16 protein-coding genes and 1 pseudogene are annotated in these 17,861 nt (G+C 69.7%); 12 read left to right on the forward strand and 5 right to left on the reverse strand.

What is annotated here, in order from left to right; all coding sequences use genetic code 11:
- Nucleotides 1–19: 19 nt before the first annotated feature.
- Nucleotides 20–475 (reverse strand): SRPBCC family protein, encoded by a 456-nt coding sequence (locus tag AC4BEG_RS06885; protein ID WP_490705021.1) that lies wholly within the window; start codon nucleotides 473–475, stop codon nucleotides 20–22.
- 169 nt (nucleotides 476–644) lie between these two features.
- On the opposite strand from AC4BEG_RS06885, the gene AC4BEG_RS06890 reads away from it, so the two are divergent.
- Together AC4BEG_RS06890 and AC4BEG_RS06895 are read left to right on the forward strand one after the other, a co-directional pair.
- Entirely contained in the window at nucleotides 645–1,676 is a 1,032-nt protein-coding gene (locus tag AC4BEG_RS06890; protein WP_490705022.1) for an Rv2578c family radical SAM protein, read from the forward strand.
- Between the two features lie 3 nt (nucleotides 1,677–1,679).
- Nucleotides 1,680–2,261 (forward strand): GNAT family N-acetyltransferase, encoded by a 582-nt coding sequence (locus AC4BEG_RS06895; protein ID WP_490705023.1) that lies wholly within the window; start codon nucleotides 1,680–1,682, stop codon nucleotides 2,259–2,261.
- Nucleotides 2,262–2,299: 38 nt separating this feature from the next.
- Here AC4BEG_RS06895 and AC4BEG_RS06900 read toward each other — a convergent pair whose 3' ends face one another.
- A complete protein-coding gene (locus AC4BEG_RS06900) occupies nucleotides 2,300–2,941 on the reverse strand; it encodes a HEAT repeat domain-containing protein (RefSeq protein WP_490705024.1) in 642 nt (213 codons plus the stop codon).
- A 475-nt stretch (nucleotides 2,942–3,416) separates the two neighbouring features.
- Here AC4BEG_RS06900 and AC4BEG_RS06905 point away from each other — a divergent pair, with 475 nt between their 5' ends.
- The 9 genes from AC4BEG_RS06905 to pssA all read left to right on the forward strand — a co-directional run bounded on the left by AC4BEG_RS06905 (nucleotide 3,417) and on the right by pssA (nucleotide 14,201).
- On the forward strand, nucleotides 3,417–5,153 hold the full coding sequence (locus tag AC4BEG_RS06905) for a 3-hydroxyacyl-CoA dehydrogenase family protein (protein WP_490707002.1): 1,737 nt from the start codon (nucleotides 3,417–3,419) through the stop codon (nucleotides 5,151–5,153).
- A gap of 85 nt (nucleotides 5,154–5,238) precedes the next feature.
- Nucleotides 5,239–6,060 (forward strand): TetR family transcriptional regulator, encoded by an 822-nt coding sequence (locus tag AC4BEG_RS06910; RefSeq protein WP_490705025.1) that lies wholly within the window; start codon nucleotides 5,239–5,241, stop codon nucleotides 6,058–6,060.
- Between the two features lie 422 nt (nucleotides 6,061–6,482).
- Complete coding sequence (ccrA, locus tag AC4BEG_RS06915; RefSeq protein ID WP_490705026.1) at nucleotides 6,483–7,820, forward strand: crotonyl-CoA carboxylase/reductase; 1,338 nt, start codon at nucleotides 6,483–6,485, stop codon at nucleotides 7,818–7,820.
- Nucleotides 7,820–9,838, forward strand: a complete 2,019-nt coding sequence (locus AC4BEG_RS06920; RefSeq protein ID WP_490705027.1) for a protein meaA — start codon at nucleotides 7,820–7,822, stop codon at nucleotides 9,836–9,838. Before ccrA ends, AC4BEG_RS06920 begins: the two co-directional genes overlap by 1 nt.
- Entirely contained in the window at nucleotides 9,835–10,812 is a 978-nt protein-coding gene (locus AC4BEG_RS06925) for an HpcH/HpaI aldolase/citrate lyase family protein (RefSeq protein ID WP_490705028.1), read from the forward strand. Before AC4BEG_RS06920 ends, AC4BEG_RS06925 begins: the two co-directional genes overlap by 4 nt.
- A 2-nt stretch (nucleotides 10,813–10,814) precedes the next feature.
- Nucleotides 10,815–11,321 (forward strand): MaoC family dehydratase, encoded by a 507-nt coding sequence (locus tag AC4BEG_RS06930; RefSeq protein ID WP_201879821.1) that lies wholly within the window; start codon nucleotides 10,815–10,817, stop codon nucleotides 11,319–11,321.
- 1 nt (nucleotide 11,322) lies between these two features.
- Nucleotides 11,323–12,528 carry an acyl-CoA dehydrogenase family protein gene (locus AC4BEG_RS06935; RefSeq protein ID WP_490705029.1) on the forward strand — a complete coding sequence of 402 codons (1,206 nt, stop codon included), beginning with the start codon at nucleotides 11,323–11,325 and terminating at the stop codon, nucleotides 12,526–12,528.
- A gap of 169 nt (nucleotides 12,529–12,697) precedes the next feature.
- Complete coding sequence (locus AC4BEG_RS06940; RefSeq protein WP_490705030.1) at nucleotides 12,698–13,354, forward strand: phosphatidylserine decarboxylase; 657 nt, start codon at nucleotides 12,698–12,700, stop codon at nucleotides 13,352–13,354.
- Nucleotides 13,341–14,201 (forward strand): CDP-diacylglycerol--serine O-phosphatidyltransferase, encoded by an 861-nt coding sequence (gene pssA, locus AC4BEG_RS06945; protein WP_201879629.1) that lies wholly within the window; start codon nucleotides 13,341–13,343, stop codon nucleotides 14,199–14,201. Before AC4BEG_RS06940 ends, pssA begins: the two co-directional genes overlap by 14 nt.
- 358 nt (nucleotides 14,202–14,559) lie before the next feature.
- On the opposite strand, the gene AC4BEG_RS06950 is transcribed toward pssA, so the two are convergent.
- Nucleotides 14,560–15,690: a glycerate kinase gene (locus AC4BEG_RS06950; RefSeq protein WP_490707003.1), complete on the reverse strand. Its 1,131-nt coding sequence runs from the start codon at nucleotides 15,688–15,690 to the stop codon at nucleotides 14,560–14,562.
- 201 nt (nucleotides 15,691–15,891) lie between these two features.
- On the opposite strand from AC4BEG_RS06950, the gene AC4BEG_RS06955 reads away from it, so the two are divergent.
- On the forward strand, nucleotides 15,892–16,980 hold the full coding sequence (locus AC4BEG_RS06955; protein ID WP_490705031.1) for an ADP-ribosylglycohydrolase family protein: 1,089 nt from the start codon (nucleotides 15,892–15,894) through the stop codon (nucleotides 16,978–16,980).
- Here AC4BEG_RS06955 and AC4BEG_RS06960 read toward each other — a convergent pair.
- Nucleotides 16,962–17,156, reverse strand: coding sequence for a DUF397 domain-containing protein (locus AC4BEG_RS06960; RefSeq protein WP_490705032.1), 195 nt, complete (start codon nucleotides 17,154–17,156; stop codon nucleotides 16,962–16,964). The genes AC4BEG_RS06955 and AC4BEG_RS06960 overlap by 19 nt on opposite strands.
- Nucleotides 17,153–17,682 (reverse strand): annotated as a pseudogene (locus AC4BEG_RS06965) (helix-turn-helix domain-containing protein). Before AC4BEG_RS06965 ends, AC4BEG_RS06960 begins: the two are co-directional and overlap by 4 nt.
- Nucleotides 17,683–17,861 lie beyond the last annotated feature (179 nt).

Consider the following 17,861-nt stretch of genomic DNA (forward strand, 5'->3'; position numbering starts at 1 on the left):
CAGGCGTGAAAGCGGGGCGTTACTCGGAGCCCTGGGCGACGGCCTCCGCCGCCAGCTTCTCCAGCAGCTCGTCGTAGATACGGGCGAGGCCCTTGGGGGCGAAGGTCCGCTCGAAGAAGCCGCCGATGCCGCCCGCCCCGTTCCAGACCGAGGTGACAACGACCCGGGAGCGGCCCTCGCCCGCCGGGGTCACCGTCCAGGTGGTCACCATCGAGGAGTTGCGGTCCTTCTCCACCAACTGCCCGTCGGTGGGCTCGGAGACCTCCAGCAGACAGTCGCGCACCCGCTTGCTGGTGGCCTGGAGCTTCCAGTGGACCACGGTGCCCTCGCCGTCGCCGCCCTCGCGCACCTCGTACTCACTGAAGTGCCGCGGAAGCAGCCGAGGGCGGGTCTCGCGGTAGTCGGCGAGTGCGTCGAACACATCCTCGGGCTTGCCCGTGACGATGCGCTCCGTGGTGGCCTCGACCTGCCCCATTGCTCTTCCTCCGTGTCGACCGTGAACCGGTGCGGCGCCCGGCTGACCGCCGCGCCCCTGGCTGCGGCAAGCCAACCACCTCCGGGGCGACCACCCAAATCCAGGGTTGACGGAACCGAATGAAACATGTGTTCTATTACGGTACGAGCGAGACCCGGAGGTGCGTGCCATGCGCTGGGACAACCTGACCAACGACACCGAAGCGGGCGCTCCGGCCCTGTTCGCGGCGAACGCGGTCACCACCCGCACGTTCGACACCCCGGAGTTCCGCGGCATCACCTTCCACGAGATCCGGGCCCGCTCGATCGTCAACCGGGTGCCGGGCGCCTCCCGGATGCCCTTCGAGTGGACGGTGAATCCGTACCGCGGCTGCACCCACGCCTGCGTCTACTGCTTCGCCCGCAAGACCCACGGCTATCTGGATCTCGACACCGGGCTGGGCTTCGACTCCCAGATCGTGGTGAAAGTCAACGCCCCGGAGCTGCTACGCCGGGAGCTGGCCTCGCCCCGCTGGCGCGGCGACCACATCGCCATGGGCACGAATGTGGACTGCTATCAGCGGGCCGAGGGCCGTTATCAGCTGATGCCCGGCATCCTCTCGGCCCTGGCCGAGCGCGCCAACCCGTTCTCGATCCTCACCAAGGGCACGCTGATCCTGCGCGATCTGGAGCTGCTGCGCCGGGCCGCGCGGGTCACCGACATCGGCGTCTCGGTCTCGGTGGGCTTCACCGACCGCGAGCTGTGGCGCACCGTCGAGCCCGGCACCCCCTCCCCCGAGCGGCGGCTGGACGTGGTGCGCACCCTGACCTCCCACGGCATCCCGTGCGGGGTGCTGATGGCCCCGGTGATCCCGTTCCTCGGCGACTCCCCCGAGCAGCTGCGCGCCACCGTGCGGGCCATCGCGGAATCCGGGGCGACCTCGGTGACCCCGCTGGTGCTGCATCTGCGGCCGGGCGCCCGCGAGTGGTTCACCGCCTGGCTCACCGAGCACCACCCACGGCTGCTGCGCCGGTACGACGCCCTGTACGAGGGCGGCGCCTACGCCCCGAAGTGGTACCAGCGGCGGATCACCGGCATGGTCCACGACCTGGCCGCCGAGTACGGCATCGGGCCCTACGAACCGGGCGCGCACCGCAATCTCCCCGCACATGAGCCCGAGCCGCCCGCCGCACCGGAACCGGCCCAGCTGACCCTGTTGTGAGCGATGGTCCCGGTGAACGACGCACTCATGCCGCCTACGGTGGACGCCATGAACGGGGTACGGGTACGGGAGATGACCGAGGCGGACATCGACGCCGTGGCGGCGGTACGGGTGCGGGGCTGGCAGGACGCGTACGCGGGGCTGATGCCGCAGTCGTATCTGGACGGAATGAGCGTCGAGGAGGACGCCGAGCGGCGGCGGGAGTTCTTCTCACGGGGTGTGGGGGACGTGGTCAACCTGGTGGCGGAGGCGAACGGCGGTGCGGTGGTGGGCTGGTGCTGCTTCGGCCCGTACCGGGACGGCGATGTGCCCACCGGGGACGCCGAGTTGTACGCGCTCTACGTACGCCCCGCGCTGGTGGGCACCGGTCTCGGCCGCGCCCTGCTCGGTGAGTCCCTGGACCGGGTCGGCGAGCGGGGCTTCCCCCGGCTGCGGCTGTGGGTGCTGCGGGACAACGCCCGCGCCCGCCGCTTCTACGAGCGGGCCGGGTTCGCACCGGACGGCGGAGCGGAGGCGTACGAGGTGGACGGGGTGTCCGTACCCGAGGTGCGCTACACACTGCGGCTGGACCCGGCGGCCGGCTGAGGGCCGCCGGAGCGGGAACGCGGAGCCACGCCACGCCGTCATCGTGCGTGCGCCTTGTCCGCCGCACCGGCCGGTCCGCCCCCTCCCCCGCTGATCCGGGCCAGCGCCGCGGCCGCCGCCGCGCTGAGCCGTATGTACGTGCCCGCGGCGGTCAGGGCCGGGATGGCCCGCTCGTCGCCGATCGCGCCCAGCCCCTCCACACAGGCCCGGGCGATCGGCCAGTGGCGATCCCGGGCGGCCAACTGCCGCTCCAGCGCGGCGACCAGGGCGGGCACCGACTCGGGGGCGCGCAGCTCGACCAGCAGCCGGATGGGGTGCAGGGAGTAGGCGGTGCGCAGCGGGTTGGTGGCCAGGGCGGCGGCGGCCCGCGCGGTGCGCGGATCGCCGAGCCGGGCCAGCACCCGGGCGGCGGTCGCACAGCGGGCGGGCTCACGGTAGTTGAGCAGCAGGACGAGCGTTTCGAAGGCCCGGCGGTCGCCCGCGCTGCCGAGGACGAAGGCCGCGGTCTCCCGCGCCCACAGCGGCTGCTCCGGCGCGACCAGGATGCGGGCGAGCTGTTCCCGCGCGGCGGGGGTGCCCTTGCGTACCAGCGAGAGCAGTGAGGCATGGGCCGCTGCCTCCTGCGGTGTGGTGAGCGAGGCCCGTACCCGCTCGGTCAGCGTCCGGAATTCGTCGTCCATGCGAGGTCTCCCCTCCCCGTGAGCCGCGCCACCGCAACGACTCGTCATCCGCTCTGGCATCTTGGTTACCCGAGAGTTAATATGACGACACGAGCAGTACCCCTGCTCGGGCGGCCTGGTGACGCAGCCGCCTTGTGTGACGTCGGTTCGGCAGTACCAGCAGCACGGCATGGCCCCGGGACAGGGCCCGCCATGTGTCTCCCACGGGCAGTTTCCTCCGTGCGGCGCTGTCCGCCAGGGAGCGTGCAAGCCCTTCCGTCGGAGTTGTGTGTCATCCGTTCCTGAGCCCAGCGCATCAGCGGCATGACCGCCAGCTCCCCTCAAGTCGTCACTTCATCCCCGCTTCCGCGGGGAACACCCTCTGGAGTCCGCGATGGACCGTCTCCCACACACCGGCGTCAGCACCACGCCGTCCTCTGATCTCTCCCCCTCTGCGGCCCCGCTCACTACTGTCGCCGTCGTCGGTCTCGGCACGATGGGCACCGGCATCGCCGAAATCCTGGCCCGTGCGGGGCGCGAGGTGATCGGCATCGACATCAGCGAGCACGCCTGTCAACGGGCGGTGACCGCACTGGAGGTCGCCACGTCACGCGCCGTCGAGCGCGAGCGGATCAGCCAGGAGGAGCGGACCGGCATCCTGTCCCGGTTCCGGGTCTCCACCGATCTGCGTACCGCGGCCGATGCGCAGCTGGTGATCGAGGTCGTGCCCGAGGACTACGGCATCAAGCACGAGGTCTTCACCGAGCTGGACGCCGTCGTCAGCCCGAGCACCATCCTGGCGACCGGCACCAACGCGCTGTCGGTGACCCGGCTGGCCGCCGAATCCGCCCGTCCGGAACGGGTCCTGGGCCTGCACTTCTTCAACCCGGCACCCGCCATGAAGCTGGTCGAGATCGTCTCCAGCGTGCTGACCGCGCCCGCGGCCGTCACGGCGGTCACCGAACTCGCCCGCGAGCTGGGCAAGGAGCCGGTGGCGCTCGGCGACCGGCCCGGCTTCGTGGCCGACGGGCTGCTGTTCGGCTATCTCAACCAGGCCGCCGCGATGTACGAGGCCAAGTACGCGGCGCGCGAGGACATCGACGCGGCGATGCGGCTGGGCTGCGGGCTGCCGATGGGCCCGCTGGCGCTGCTGGACCTGATCGGCGTCGACACCGCCCGGACCGTCCTGGAGGCGATGTACGCCGCCTCCGGCGACCGGCTGCACGCGCCCGCGCCCATCCTGGGGCAGCTCTCCGAGGCCGGGCTGACCGGCCGCAAGGCGGGCCGCGGCTTCTACACCTACGAGGCGCCGGGCAGCGGCACCGTGGTCCCGGACGCCGCGACGGCGGACGAGGAGCACGCCACGGACGGCGCGCGCCCGGTGCGCGCGGTCGGCGTCGCGGGCTCGGGCACGATGGCCAGCGGGATCGCCGAGGTCTTCGCCAAGGCGGGGCTCGATGTGGTGCTGGCCGCCCGTACCCAGGAGAAGGCGGACAAGGCGAAGGCCCGGATCGCCAAGTCCCTGGACCGCTCGGTCAGCAAGGGGCGGATGACCCAGGAGGCCCGGGACGGCGCGCTGGCCAGGATCACCCCGGCCGATGCGCTCGACGCCTTCGCCGAAGTGGATCTGGCCGTCGAGGCCGTCGCCGAGGACCTGGACGTCAAGCAGGAGCTGTTCCGGGTGCTGGACAAGGTCTGCAAGCCCGGTGCGGTGCTCGCCACGACCACCTCCTCGCTTCCGGTGATCGCCTGCGCCCGGGTCACCTCGCGTCCGCAGGACGTGATCGGTATGCACTTCTTCAACCCGGCGCCCGCGATGAAGCTGGTCGAGGTGGTGCGTACGGTCCTGACCGCGGACGACGTCCGGGCGACCGCGCACGCGGTCTGCAAGGCGGTGCGCAAGCACCCGGTGGACTGCGGCGACCGGGCCGGATTCATCGTCAACGCCCTGCTGTTCCCGTACCTCAACAACGCCGTGAAGATGGTCGAGGAGCACTACGCCACCCCCGATGACATCGACGCCGCGATCAAGCTCGGCGGCGGCTATCCGATGGGCCCCTTCGAACTGCTCGACGTCGTCGGCCTCGATGTCTCGCTGGCGATCCAGAAGGTGCTGCACCGCGAGTTCCGTGATCCGGGCCTGGCCCCGGCGCCGCTGCTGGAGCATCTGGTCGCGGCGGGCTGCCTGGGGCGCAAGACCGGGCGCGGCTTCCGCGAGTATGCGAGGCGCTGAGTACGACCCGGGGTGGGGCGGCCTGCTGGAGCCCTCTGTCAGTCCGCCCCCGCACCGGCACTCACAAGCGTGTTACGTTCCCCACATGTCCCAGCCCGTGAAGGCCGCTCGTAGCAAGCCCGCGCATTCGTCGCACTCCTCCGAGGGCGGTGAGAGCGCGGGAAGCCGCCGCGCCGCCGCCCAGCGTCTGACCATGCGCCGCAAACTGGCCGCGGCGGCGATGGAGTTGTTCGCGACGCAGGGGTACGAGGCGACGACGGTCGATGAGATCGCGGCAAGAGCGGGCGTGGCCCGGCGTACCTTCTTCCGTCACTTCCGCTCCAAGGAAGAGGCGATCTTCCCGGACCACGACGACACGCTGGTGCGTGCCGCGGCCGTGCTGGACGCGGCCCCGCCGCACGAGAACCCATTGGACACGGTGTGCCGGGGGATCAAGGAGGTCATGCGGATGTACGCGGCCTCCCCCGCGGTCTCCGTGGAGCGCTATCGGCTGACCCGTGAGGTACCCGCGCTGCGGGAGCGGGAGATCGCCTCGGTGGCCCGCTACGAGCGGCTGTTCACCCGCTATCTGCTGGGCCATTTCGACGAGGGCGCCCACCACGACGGCGATGACGACCCCTTGCTGGCGGAGGTGGCCGCCTCTGCGGTGGTCACGGCGCACAACCACGTACTGCGGCGCTGGCTGCGGGCTGGTGGCGAGGGGGATGTGGAGACCCAGCTCGACCACGCCTTCGCCATCGTCCGGGAGACCTTCGGCACCGGCATCGGCGCCGGACGCCCCGCCCCGGGGCGCCAGTCGGCGGCGGTGACGACCCAGGAGGAGGACGACGTAGTGGTGATGGTGGCGCGCACCGACGCGCCGCTGAACGAGGTCATGCGCACCATCGAGCGGGCTCTGAAGCGCTGACGCTCCGCGGGACGTGCCGCGAGGTGTCGCCCTTCGTCCGCGGCCGCGTCGCCCTCACCAAACGCACATAACCGAACACCATCAGCAACGGCCGCCCCATCCGGGGCGGCCGTTCTTGCTCATGCGTGCACCACGGATGACAACTGAGAGAAATTGTTGGCACGCAGTGTCTTGCGGGGTGGCACAGGGTGCCATACGGTGAAGGTGTCCGGACGGCCGGCGTGCTGCACACCCCGCGCGCCGGCTGTCCCCGCAAACCGTATTGCGCGTCCGGACAGCGTCTGCGTCACCAGGCGTCCCCGGCGCTACCCGCGCCCATCGAGCAGCACCTCCGCCGAACCGACGGCACAGCAGCAGCATCACCCGTCACGAGCCCAGCGTTCCCTCAAGCGTCCCCATGCGACGCTTCGCCGGAGGCACCGATGAACGAAATACTTGACGCGATCCTGGCGTCGGACACAGGACCCGAGGACTTCGCCGCACTGCGCATCCCCGAGTCGTACCGCGCGGTGACCGTGCGCAAGGACGAGGCCGACATGTTCGCCGGCCTGACCACCAAGGAGAAGGACCCCCGCAAGTCGCTGCACGTGGACGAGGTCCCGGTGCCGGAACTCGGCCCCGGTGAGGCCCTCGTCGCCGTGATGGCCAGCTCGGTCAACTACAACTCGGTGTGGACCTCCATCTTCGAACCGCTCTCGACCTTCGCGTTCCTGGAGCGGTACGGCAAGCTCTCCCCGCTCGCCAAGCGGCATGACCTGCCGTACCACGTGATCGGCTCCGACCTCGCGGGCGTGGTGCTGCGCACCGGCCCCGGAGTCAACGCCTGGAAGCCGGGCGACGAGGTCGTGGCCCACTGTCTGTCGGTGGAGCTGGAGAGCGCCGACGGCCACGACGACACCATGCTCGACCCCGAGCAGCGCATCTGGGGCTTCGAGACCAACTTCGGCGGCCTCGCCGAAATCGCCCTGGTCAAGTCCAACCAGCTGATGCCCAAGCCCGGACACCTCAGCTGGGAGGAGGCGGCCGCGCCGGGGCTGGTCAACTCCACCGCCTACCGACAGCTGGTCTCCCGCAACGGCGCCGGGATGAAGCAGGGCGACAACGTCCTGATCTGGGGCGCCAGTGGTGGACTCGGCTCCTACGCCACGCAGTTCGCGCTGGCCGGTGGCGCCAACCCGATCTGTGTCGTCTCCTCGCCGCAGAAGGCGGAGATCTGCCGGAAGATGGGCGCCGAGGCGATCATCGACCGCAACGCCGAGGACTACAAGTTCTGGAAGGACGAGCGCACCCAGGACCCGCGCGAGTGGAAGCGGTTCGGCAAGCGCATCCGCGAATTCACCGGTGGCGAGGACATCGACATCGTCTTCGAGCACCCGGGCCGGGAGACCTTCGGCGCCAGCGTCTACGTCACCCGCAAGGGCGGCACCATCACCACCTGCGCCTCCACATCGGGCTATATGCACGAGTACGACAACCGCTACCTGTGGATGTCGCTGAAGCGGATCGTCGGCTCGCACTTCGCCAACTACCGCGAGGCGTGGGAGGCCAACCGCCTGATCGCCAAGGGCAAGATCCACCCCACCCTGTCCAAGACCTACCGGCTCGACGAGACCGGCCAGGCCGCGTACGACGTGCACCGCAATCTGCACCAGGGCAAGGTCGGCGTGCTCGCCCTCGCGCCCGAGGAGGGCATGGGGGTGCGCGACCCGGAGATGCGGGCCAAGCACATCGACGCCATTAACCGCTTCCGGGACATCTGATGAGCGGCTCACCTCGCGAACGGGACCGCCCGTGGCTGATGCGGACGTACGCCGGTCACTCCACGGCCGAGGCCTCCAACGAGCTGTACCGGCGCAATCTGGCCAAGGGCCAGACCGGTCTCTCGGTCGCCTTCGACCTGCCGACCCAGACCGGCTACGACCCCGACCACATCCTCGCCCGTGGCGAGGTGGGCCGGGTCGGGGTCCCCGTCTCCCATCTGGGGGACATGCGGCGGCTGTTCCAGGACATCCCCCTGGAGCAGATGAACACCTCGATGACCATCAACGCCACCGCCATGTGGCTGCTGGCGCTGTATCAGGTGGTCGCCGAGGAGCACGGCGCCGATGTCTCCAAGCTCCAGGGGACGACCCAGAACGACATCGTCAAGGAGTACCTGTCGCGCGGGACGCATGTCTTCCCGCCGGGGCCGAGCCTGCGGCTGACCACCGACATGATCGCGTACACGGTCAACCACATCCCCAAGTGGAACCCGATCAACATCTGTAGCTACCACCTCCAGGAAGCCGGGGCCACCCCGGTCCAGGAGATCGCGTACGCGATGTCGACGGCGATCGCGGTGCTGGACGCGGTGTTCGACTCCGGACAGGTGCCCGAGGACCGCAAGGGCGATGTGGTCGCCCGCATCTCCTTCTTCGTGAACGCGGGTGTCCGGTTCATCGAGGAGATGTGCAAGATGCGCGCCTTCGGCCGCATCTGGGACCGCGTCACCCGGGAACGGTACGGGATCGAGAACCCCAAGCAGCGCCGGTTCCGCTACGGCGTCCAGGTCAACTCGCTCGGGCTGACCGAGGCGCAGCCGGAGAACAACGTCCAGCGCATCGTGCTGGAGATGCTGGCCGTGACGCTCTCCAAGGACGCCCGCGCCCGCGCGGTCCAGCTCCCGGCCTGGAACGAGGCCCTGGGGCTGCCGCGCCCCTGGGACCAGCAGTGGTCGCTGCGCATCCAGCAGGTGCTCGCCCATGAGAGCGATCTGCTGGAGTACGACGATGTCTTCGACGGTTCCCATGTGATCGAGGCCAAGGTCGCCGCGCTGGTCGAGGAGACCGAGGCCGAGATCGAGCGGATCCAGGGGATGGGCGGGGCGATGTCCGCCGTGGAGTCCGGCTATCTCAAGGCGCAGCTGGTGGCCTCGCACGCGGAGCGCCGGGCGCGGATCGAGACCGGCGAGGAGAGGATCGTCGGCGTCAACTGCTACGAGGGCACCGAGCCCAACCCGCTCACCGCCGACCTGGACACCGCCATCATGACGGTGGACCCGGCCAACGAGGCGCGGGTGGTCTCGGCCCTGCACACCTGGCGCGAACAGCGCGACACCGCCCGGGCCGAGGAGGCCCTCTCGGCGCTGCGGAAGGCGGCCGCGGGCACCGAGAACCTGATGGCGGCCACCCTCGAATGCGCCCGCGCGGGCGTCACCACGGGCGAATGGTCCTGGGCGCTGCGCGATGTGTTCGGCGAGTTCCGCGCCCCCACGGGGGTGGGGGGCGCGCCACTCGCGGTCGCGGCGGAGGCGGGTTCCCTGCTCGCCTCCGTCCGCGAGAAGGTCGGCAAGACCGCGGCGGAGCTGGGCGGCGGGCGGCTGCGGCTGCTGGTCGGCAAGCCCGGTCTGGACGGCCACAGCAACGGCGCGGAGCAGATCGCGGTACGGGCCCGGGACGCCGGGTTCGAGGTGGTCTACCAGGGGATCAGACTGACTCCGGAGCAGATCGTGGCGGCGGCGGTCGCCGAGGACGTGCACTGCGTGGGTCTGTCGATCCTGTCCGGTTCGCACGCCGAGCTGGTACCGGACGTCCTGGAGCGGCTGCGCGCCGCGGGCGCCCAGGACATCCCCGTCATCGTCGGCGGCATCATCCCGGCCGCGGACGCCGCGGCGCTGCGCGCGGCGGGTGTCGCCGCCGTATTCACTCCCAAGGACTTCGGTATCACGGAGATCATCGGCCGTATTGTCGATGAAATCCGTACCGCGAACACGCTTCCCGCTCTGGAGGTTCCCGTATGACCGCCCCCGACGGCTCCGCGCCCAACCGGCTGCGTCCGCGCCGCTCCTGTCTGGCCGTGCCGGGCAGCAACCCGCGCTTCCTGGAGAAGGCGCAGGGGCTCCCGGCCGACCAGGTCTTCCTGGACCTGGAGGACGCCTGTGCCCCGCTGGCCAAGCCCGAGGCGCGGCACACGATCGTGAAGTTCCTCAACGAGGGCGACTGGACCGGCAAGACGCGCGTGGTGCGCGTCAACGACTGGACGACCGAGTGGACGTACCGCGATGTCGTCACCGTCGTCGAGGGCGCGGGCCCGAACCTCGACTGCATCATGCTGCCGAAGGTGCAGGACGCCCAGCAGGTGGTGGCGCTGGATCTGCTGCTGACCCAGATCGAGAAGACGATGGGCTTCGAGGTCGGGCGGATCGGCATCGAGGCGCAGATCGAGAACGCGCAGGGCCTGAACAACGTCAACGAGATCGCGCAGGCTTCTCCGCGGGTGGAGACGATCATCTTCGGCCCGGCCGACTTCATGGCGTCCATCAATATGAAGTCGCTGGTCGTGGGTGAGCAGCCGCCCGGCTACCCGGCGGACGCGTACCACTTCATCCTGATGAAGATCCTGATGGCCGCCCGCGCCAACAACCTCCAGGCGATCGACGGCCCCTATCTCCAGATCCGCAACATCGACGGCTACCGCGCGGTGGCGCAGCGCGCCGCGGCGCTGGGCTTCGACGGCAAGTGGGTGCTGCACCCCGGCCAGGTGGAGGCGTCCAACGAGATCTTCTCGCCCTCCCAGGAGGACTACGACCACGCCGAGCTGATCCTGGACGCGTACGACTACTACACGTCCGAGGCGGGCGGCAAGAAGGGCTCGGCGATGCTCGGCGACGAGATGATCGACGAGGCCAGCCGCAAGATGGCCCTGGTCATCTCCGGCAAGGGCCGCGCCGCCGGGATGAAGCGCACCAGCACGTTCGAGATCCCGGAGGCGTGAGCATGCAGTTCGGGCGCACCTACGAGGAGTTCGAGGTCGGGGCGGTCTACAAGCACTGGCCCGGGAAGACCGTCACCGAGTACGACGACCACCTCTTCTGTCTGCTCACCATGAACCACCACCCGCTGCACATGGACAGCAACTACGCCGAGAAAACGACCGACTTCGGCAAGAACGTCGTGGTCGGGAACTACATCTACTCGCTGCTGCTGGGCATGTCGGTGCCGGATGTCTCCGGAAAGGCCATCGCCAATCTGGAGATCGAGTCACTGAAGCATGTCGCGCCGACCTTCCACGGCGACACGATCTACGGCGAGACCACGGTGCTGGACAAGACGCCGTCGAAGTCCAAGAACGACCGGGGCATCGTGTATGTGGAGACCAAGGGCTACAAGCAGGACGGCACGCTCGTCTGTGTCTTCCGCCGCAAGGTGATGGTGCCCACCGCGACGTACATCAAGGAGCGCGGCGGCGAGCAGCCGGGCCGCCCGGAGCTGGGAGAGCAGTGACATGAGCCGTCTCGCGCAGACCGAGGGCCTGACCGACATCCAGCGGGAGATCCTCTCCACGGTCAGGGATTTTGTCGACAAGGAGATCCTGCCGGTCGCCACCGAGCTGGAGCACCGCGATGAATACCCGACCGCGATCGTCGAGGGCCTGAAGGATCTCGGCATCTTCGGGCTGATGATCCCGGAGGAATACGGCGGTCTGGGTGAGTCGCTTCTCACCTACGCACTGTGTGTGGAGGAGATCGCGCGCGGCTGGATGAGCGTGTCCGGCATCATCAACACCCACTTCATCGTGGCGTACATGCTCAAGCAGCACGGCACCCAGGAGCAGAAGGACTACTTCCTGCCCAAGATGGCGCTGGGCGAGATCCGGGGCGCCTTCTCGATGTCGGAGCCGGGGCTGGGCTCCGATGTGTCCGCGATCACCAGCAAGGCGGTGCGGGACGGCGACGACTACGTCCTCAACGGGCAGAAGATGTGGCTGACCAACGGCGGCAGCTCAACGCTGGTGGCGGTGTTGTGCCGGACCCCCGAGGGGGCCGCGGAGGGCGCCGCCCCGCATAAGTCGATGACCACCTTCCTGGTCGAGAAGGAGCCGGGCTTCGGCGAGGTCAGGCCGGGTCTGACCATCCCCGGCAAGATCGAGAAGATGGGCTACAAGGGCGTCGACACCACCGAGCTGATCATGGACGGACTGCGCATTCCGGCCGATCGGGTCCTCGGCGGCTCCCCCAATCGCGGTTTTTACCAAATGATGGACGGAGTCGAGGTCGGCCGGGTCAATGTGGCCGCCCGTGGCTGTGGCGTGGCACAACGCGCATTTGAGCTGGGCGTTGCATACGCACAAGAACGGCATACCTTCGGTAAGGCGATCGCTCAGCACCAGGCCATCCAGTTCAAACTGGCCGAAATGGGAACAAAGGTCGAGGCGGCCCATGCGATGATGGTCAATGCGGCCCGCAAGAAGGACGCGGGCGCACGCAACGACCTCGAGGCGGGAATGGCGAAGTACCTGGCGTCGGAGTACTGCAAAGAGGTCGTAGAGGACGCCTTCCGCATCCATGGGGGCTACGGCTTCTCCAAGGAATACGAGATCGAGCGCCTCTACCGGGAGGCGCCGATGCTCCTCATCGGCGAAGGTACCGCTGAGATCCAGAAAATGATTATTGGCCGACGACTCCTGGAGGAATACCGAACCCAAGGCTGAACGTCCCTTTTGGGGTGGTATCCGAGAGAAGAAGGTCACACCGCGCCAGGGGTCTTCGGCCACCGACAGGCCCTGGCGCTTGCCCAGTTACCGCTCGCAACCGATACCATCCCGGAAAGCCGCCGTCCCCAGTCTTGCGTCGCGGCATCCTCCGCTACGAAGGTCATCCATGCCCCACAGCCATTCCTCTGCACATCGCGACAGCCTGGCCGGTGTACGCCTCGCACGCGGAGCATCGCCGTGGCTCCTCCCGACCGTCGCCACCGCGGCGGTCAGTCTCACCCGCGCTCGCCGCTCCGGCCGCTGGGCGGCGGCCGCCGTGCCCGCCACCGCGCTCGCGGCGGGCATGCTGTGGTTCTTCCGCGACCCGGAGCGGGAGATCGCCCAAGGCCGGGTGATCTCCCCCGCCGATGGTGTGGTGCAGAGCATCATGCCCTGGAAGGACGGACGCACCCGCGTCGCGATCTTCATGAGCCCGCTCAATGTCCATGTCAACCGGGCCCCGCTCGCCGGCACGGTGACCTCGGTCGAGCACATCCCCGGTGGCTTCGTTCCCGCCTTCAACAAGGAGAGCGAGAACAACGAGCGCGTGGTGTGGCACTTCGACACCGAGCTCGGTGACATCGAAATGGTCCAGATCGCCGGTGCCGTCGCCCGGCGTATCGTGCCCTATGTGCCACAGGGCACGAAGGTCGAACAGGGTGAGCGGATCGGTCTCATCCGCTTCGGCTCGCGCGTGGACATCTACCTCCCCGAAGGTGTCGACGTAGCGGTCGAGGTCGGCCAGGCCACCACCGCGGGGGTGACTCGCCTTGACCGTGATTGATCCGGATACACAGGCTTCCTGGGTTCCCGAAGCCGAGGTGGACGACATCGACGAGACGGACGACATGCCGCTGTCGACACGACTGTCGATAGCCGACACCCTCACCCTCGGCAACGCCACCTGTGGCTTCCTGGCGGTGTACTTCACCACCACCGGCGTTCTCATCCCGCATCTGACGGGCAGCGAGGACGGCGGTATGACGCGCCACAGCGCCGCCTCGGCGGTGATGCTGATGCTGCTGGCATCCGTCTTCGACCTCTTCGACGGGCTTGTCGCGCGCAAGCTGCGCAGTTCGGCGATGGGCGCGGAGCTGGACAACCTCTCGGACCTGATCAGCTTCGGTCTCGCCCCGGCGTACTTCGTGCTGGTCTGGGGCATGGTCGACAATCACGCCTATCAGCGGGTGTCGGCGGTGGCCGCCATCGTGGTGCTGCTGGCGGTGGTGCTACGGCTGGCGAGATTCTCCTGTGTCACACTCCGTGACGGAGTGTTCCAGGGCATGCCGAGCCCCTTCGGCGCGCTGACGGTCGTCTCGGTGGTCCTGCTGGGCCTGCCCTTCGTACCGACCCTGCTGGCGATCATCGGTGTCGCCTGGCTGATGGTGAGCCGGGTGGAGTACCCCAAGCCCCGCGGCCGCCTCGCGGTGGCCATGCTCGGCTGGATCGTCACCAGCATGGCCCTCCTGGCGGCCTGGGCCTTCGAGGCCCCCGGCGGCGAGCTGCTGCTCCAGTCGGCCTGCGCCCTCCAGGTGGTCATGGGCGCGGTGATCCCGCTCTTCGCCACCGCCCGCCGGGTCAACGCCTTCCGCGACAACCGCCGCGAGGCCAGGGCGGCGCAGGTTCCGTAGCGGCCGCCAGGCCACCCGCCCTTGGGCAAAACGCCGTGGGGCCCGAGCTTCCCGCTCGGGCCCCACGGCGTTTTGGGTCACGGCCCACGTTACGGCCCCACGTCGAGGATGCGCACCGGCCGTCCCTTCCACTCGTCCGCCGCAGCCGTCGCGACCCTCGTCCCATCAGGGCGCTCAGGGTTGGGTGGGCCACGTAGGCGGCGTGGGCAATCGCCCATCCGGCAGTGTCGCGCGCCACCGAAAGGACAGCAGGCAGGTCCAGGTCGAGGACCGTCAGGCTGGGCAGGGCAGCGATGTGCTCAGCCGTCCCGGGGCGTACGTCCCCGTACCCGTACCCAATTCCGCCGGAACGCTGGAGTCAGACCAGGAAGTCCGCCGCCAGGCGTTCCGCGGTGCGTTCCAGGAGGGGGCCCGCGTGGGCGATGCAGCGGGCCGGGTCCGGTTCCAGATCGGTCAGTGGGTAGGCGCGGCGGATGCCCGCGTTGCCCAGGGCCGACGGGGAGAGGGCGAGGCGGCCGCAGACCGCCACGACCTCGACGCCGTGGGCCCGCGCCGCCGTGGCCACGCCCGCCGGGGCCTTGCCGTGCAGGGTCTGCTCGTCGAGCGAACCCTCGCCCGTGATCACCAGGTCCGCGCCCTCCAGCGCCGCCGCGAAGCCGAGCACCTCCAGCATCACGTCGATACCGGGGCGGAAGGCCGCGCCCAGGCCCAGGAGCGCGCCGAAGCCGACGCCGCCCGCCGCGCCCGCGCCGGGCGCCTGGGCGCAGTCGGTGGCTCGGGAGCCGACCGCGCGCTCCAGCACCCGTACGTAGTGCGCGAGCGCGGCGTCCAGCGCCTCGACGTCCTCCTCGCCCGCCCCCTTCTGCGGGCCGTAGACCGCCGCGGCGCCCTTCGGACCGGTCAGCGGATTGTCGACATCGCTGGCCAGCACGATCTCGGTGGCCGCCAGCCGCGGGTCGAGACCGGTCAGATCCGCGGTGGCCAGGTCGCGCAGCGGGCCGCCGCCCGGGGCGACGGGCGCGCCGTCGGCGTCCAGCAGCCGCGCCCCCAGCGCGCCGAGCATGCCCGCGCCGCCGTCGGTGGTGGCGCTGCCGCCGACGCCGAAGACGATGCGGCGCGCCCCCGCGTCCAGGGCCGCGCGCAGCAGCTCACCGCTGCCGTGGGTGGTCGCGGTCAGCGGTGCGTACACCCCTGACGGGAGGTGCCGCAGCCCGGACGCCTCGGCCATCTCCACCACGGCCGTGGACCCGCGCAGCGCGTACGCGGCCGTCACCGGGGCGCCCAGCGGCCCGGTGACCGTCACCTCGCGCTGCTGGAATCCGGCCGCGACCGCCGCGTCCACCGTGCCGTCACCGCCGTCGGCGACCGGCAGCGACACGATCTCCAGCTCGGCGCCGTCCGCCGCGCCCCGGCGCAGCCCGGCCGTCACATGCTCGGCGACCTGCACGGCGGTGAGCGAGCCCTTGAACTTGTCCGCGGCGATCAGCACGCGTGTCGGCCGGGTGGCCTGCCCCTCGGCCCATGTCTTCGTCGGCTCTGCCTTATCCTCGTCCGTCACGTGGTAACCCCTTGCTTCCGAACAGGCAGTCGCGCCGCTGCGACCTTATCCGCCGCCAAGCCCCTTGCCCACCACCGCTTTCCCGGACGCCTTTCCCGAGCGCTTCGCCCTGGACTCCGGTACACCTGACACATGGGCCTCAGCGGCAGCGCACTCGCGGACCGGATCCATGGCGGCTGGCTCGGCCGCGTCGCCGGGAACATGCTCGGCAAACCCGTCGAGCGCGGCGATCACTGGACCCGTGACCGCATCGACCGCTATCTGCGCCGCGCCGGAGCCCTGCCGCTGACCGACTACCTGCCCGCGCTGGAGCCGCCACCGGACCCGGTGGAGTTCGAGCTGCGCCCCGAGTGGCAGGAGTGCACCCGCGGCCGGATCCACGGCAGCTGCCGCGACGACGACGTGGACTACTCCGTACTGGGGCTGCATCTGCTGGAGACCCACGGCTTCGGCTTCACCACCGAGCAGGTCGGCGAGGTGTGGCTGCTGTGCCTGCCGTATCTCCAGACGTTCACCGCCGAGCGCGCCACGTACCGCAATCTCGCGGCCGGGGTGAAACCGCCGCTCAGTGCCACGCTCGACAACCCGTACCAGGAGTGGATCGGCGCCCTGATCCGCGCCGACATCCACGGCTGGGCCAACCCCGGCGATCCGCGCCGCGCCGCCGGGATGGCACGACGAGACGCCGTGCTGTCCCACACCGGCAACGGGGTGTACGGCGCGATGTGGGCGGCCGCCCTGATCGCCGCCGCCTTCACCGCCGACAGCCCCCGCGCCGCCGTCGAGGAGGCCCTGACCCCCATCCCCCCGCGCTGCCGCCTGGCCCGCGTCGTCCGCCGCGCGGCGTCCCTGTACGACGCGGGCGTGAGCTGGGCGGACGCCCTGGACCAGCTGGAACGGGAGACGATCGGCCTCCCCTGGATCCATGTCGTCCCCAACGCCGCCGTCATCACCGCCGGACTGCTCTACGGCGCCGGGGACTTCACCTCCACGATCACCCTGACCGTCCGCGGCGGCCTCGACACCGACTCCAACGGCGCGACGGCGGGCTCGGTCGCGGGCGTCCTGTGCGGTGCGGAGGCGATCCCACGGCAGTGGACCGACCCGCTCGAAGACCGCCTGCGCAGCGCGGTCTTCGGCTTCGACAACGCCCGCATCAGCGACCTGGCGGCCCGCACCCACCGCCTGGCGGTGGCGGGCGCTCAGCTCGTCGCGACGTAGCGCACGAAGCGGGTCCAGTCGGCTCGGCCGACGGTGAGATGAGGGCGCCTCACGTTCTTGGAGTCCCGCACGTGGACTATTCGTTCGCTGACAGCGACCTCGACGCACTCACCGCCCTCGTCACCGCTGTAACTGCTCTTGAACCAGTCGAGCGGCGTGCCGTTCTCGATGTTCATAGCTCCCCCAGCATCTTCTCGAGCAAGAGCAGAGACTCACGTGGTGTGAGTGCCTGCGAGCGGATGCTTCCTACTTCGCTGCCAGGATGCGCACTTCCTCGGCGTCTGTGATCAGTCGGCTGAGGTTCTGCACTTCCAAGTAGGCAACCTGCGAACGTCTTTTGGGAGTGAGAAGCGTGAACGGACCGCCCATTCCCGCGTGCTCTTCGCTGTCCGTCGGCATGATCTGCACTTCGACGTTACGCATCCGTGCTGTCTCGAGCAAGCGTTCCAACTGGCCACGCTGAACGTCCCGGCCCCCGAAGGGATGGCTCAGTACGGCCTCTTGGATGATCGCGCTCACGCCCGCGTCCAGTAGGTCGTCCACCGCCTCCAACAGCTCCGGCTGCGGAACCCGCAGCCCCCGCTCGACCGACGAGATGGTCGCCTCCGAGTAGCCGAGCCGCTCCCCCAACTCCTTCTGCTTCAGCCCGGCCCGCTCCCGTAACACCTTGATCTGCCGTCCCAGCGCGCGGAACAGGTCCACCGCGCGCCCGCGTCCTCGTCGTGCGGATCCGCCATAGGTCCCCTCCGCTGCGTCGGAATGATTTTCGGGCAGCGTAGGACTGGCCGGTCACGCCATGTGACCGGAATCGGCGAATCCCCACCGCGTGGGTGAACGCCGCTTCCGGTTTACCGGCAAACGCGGTCGCCGCTGGTCGCGTC

It is taken from the genome of Streptomyces sp. JLBJ103 (assembly GCF_058215575.1).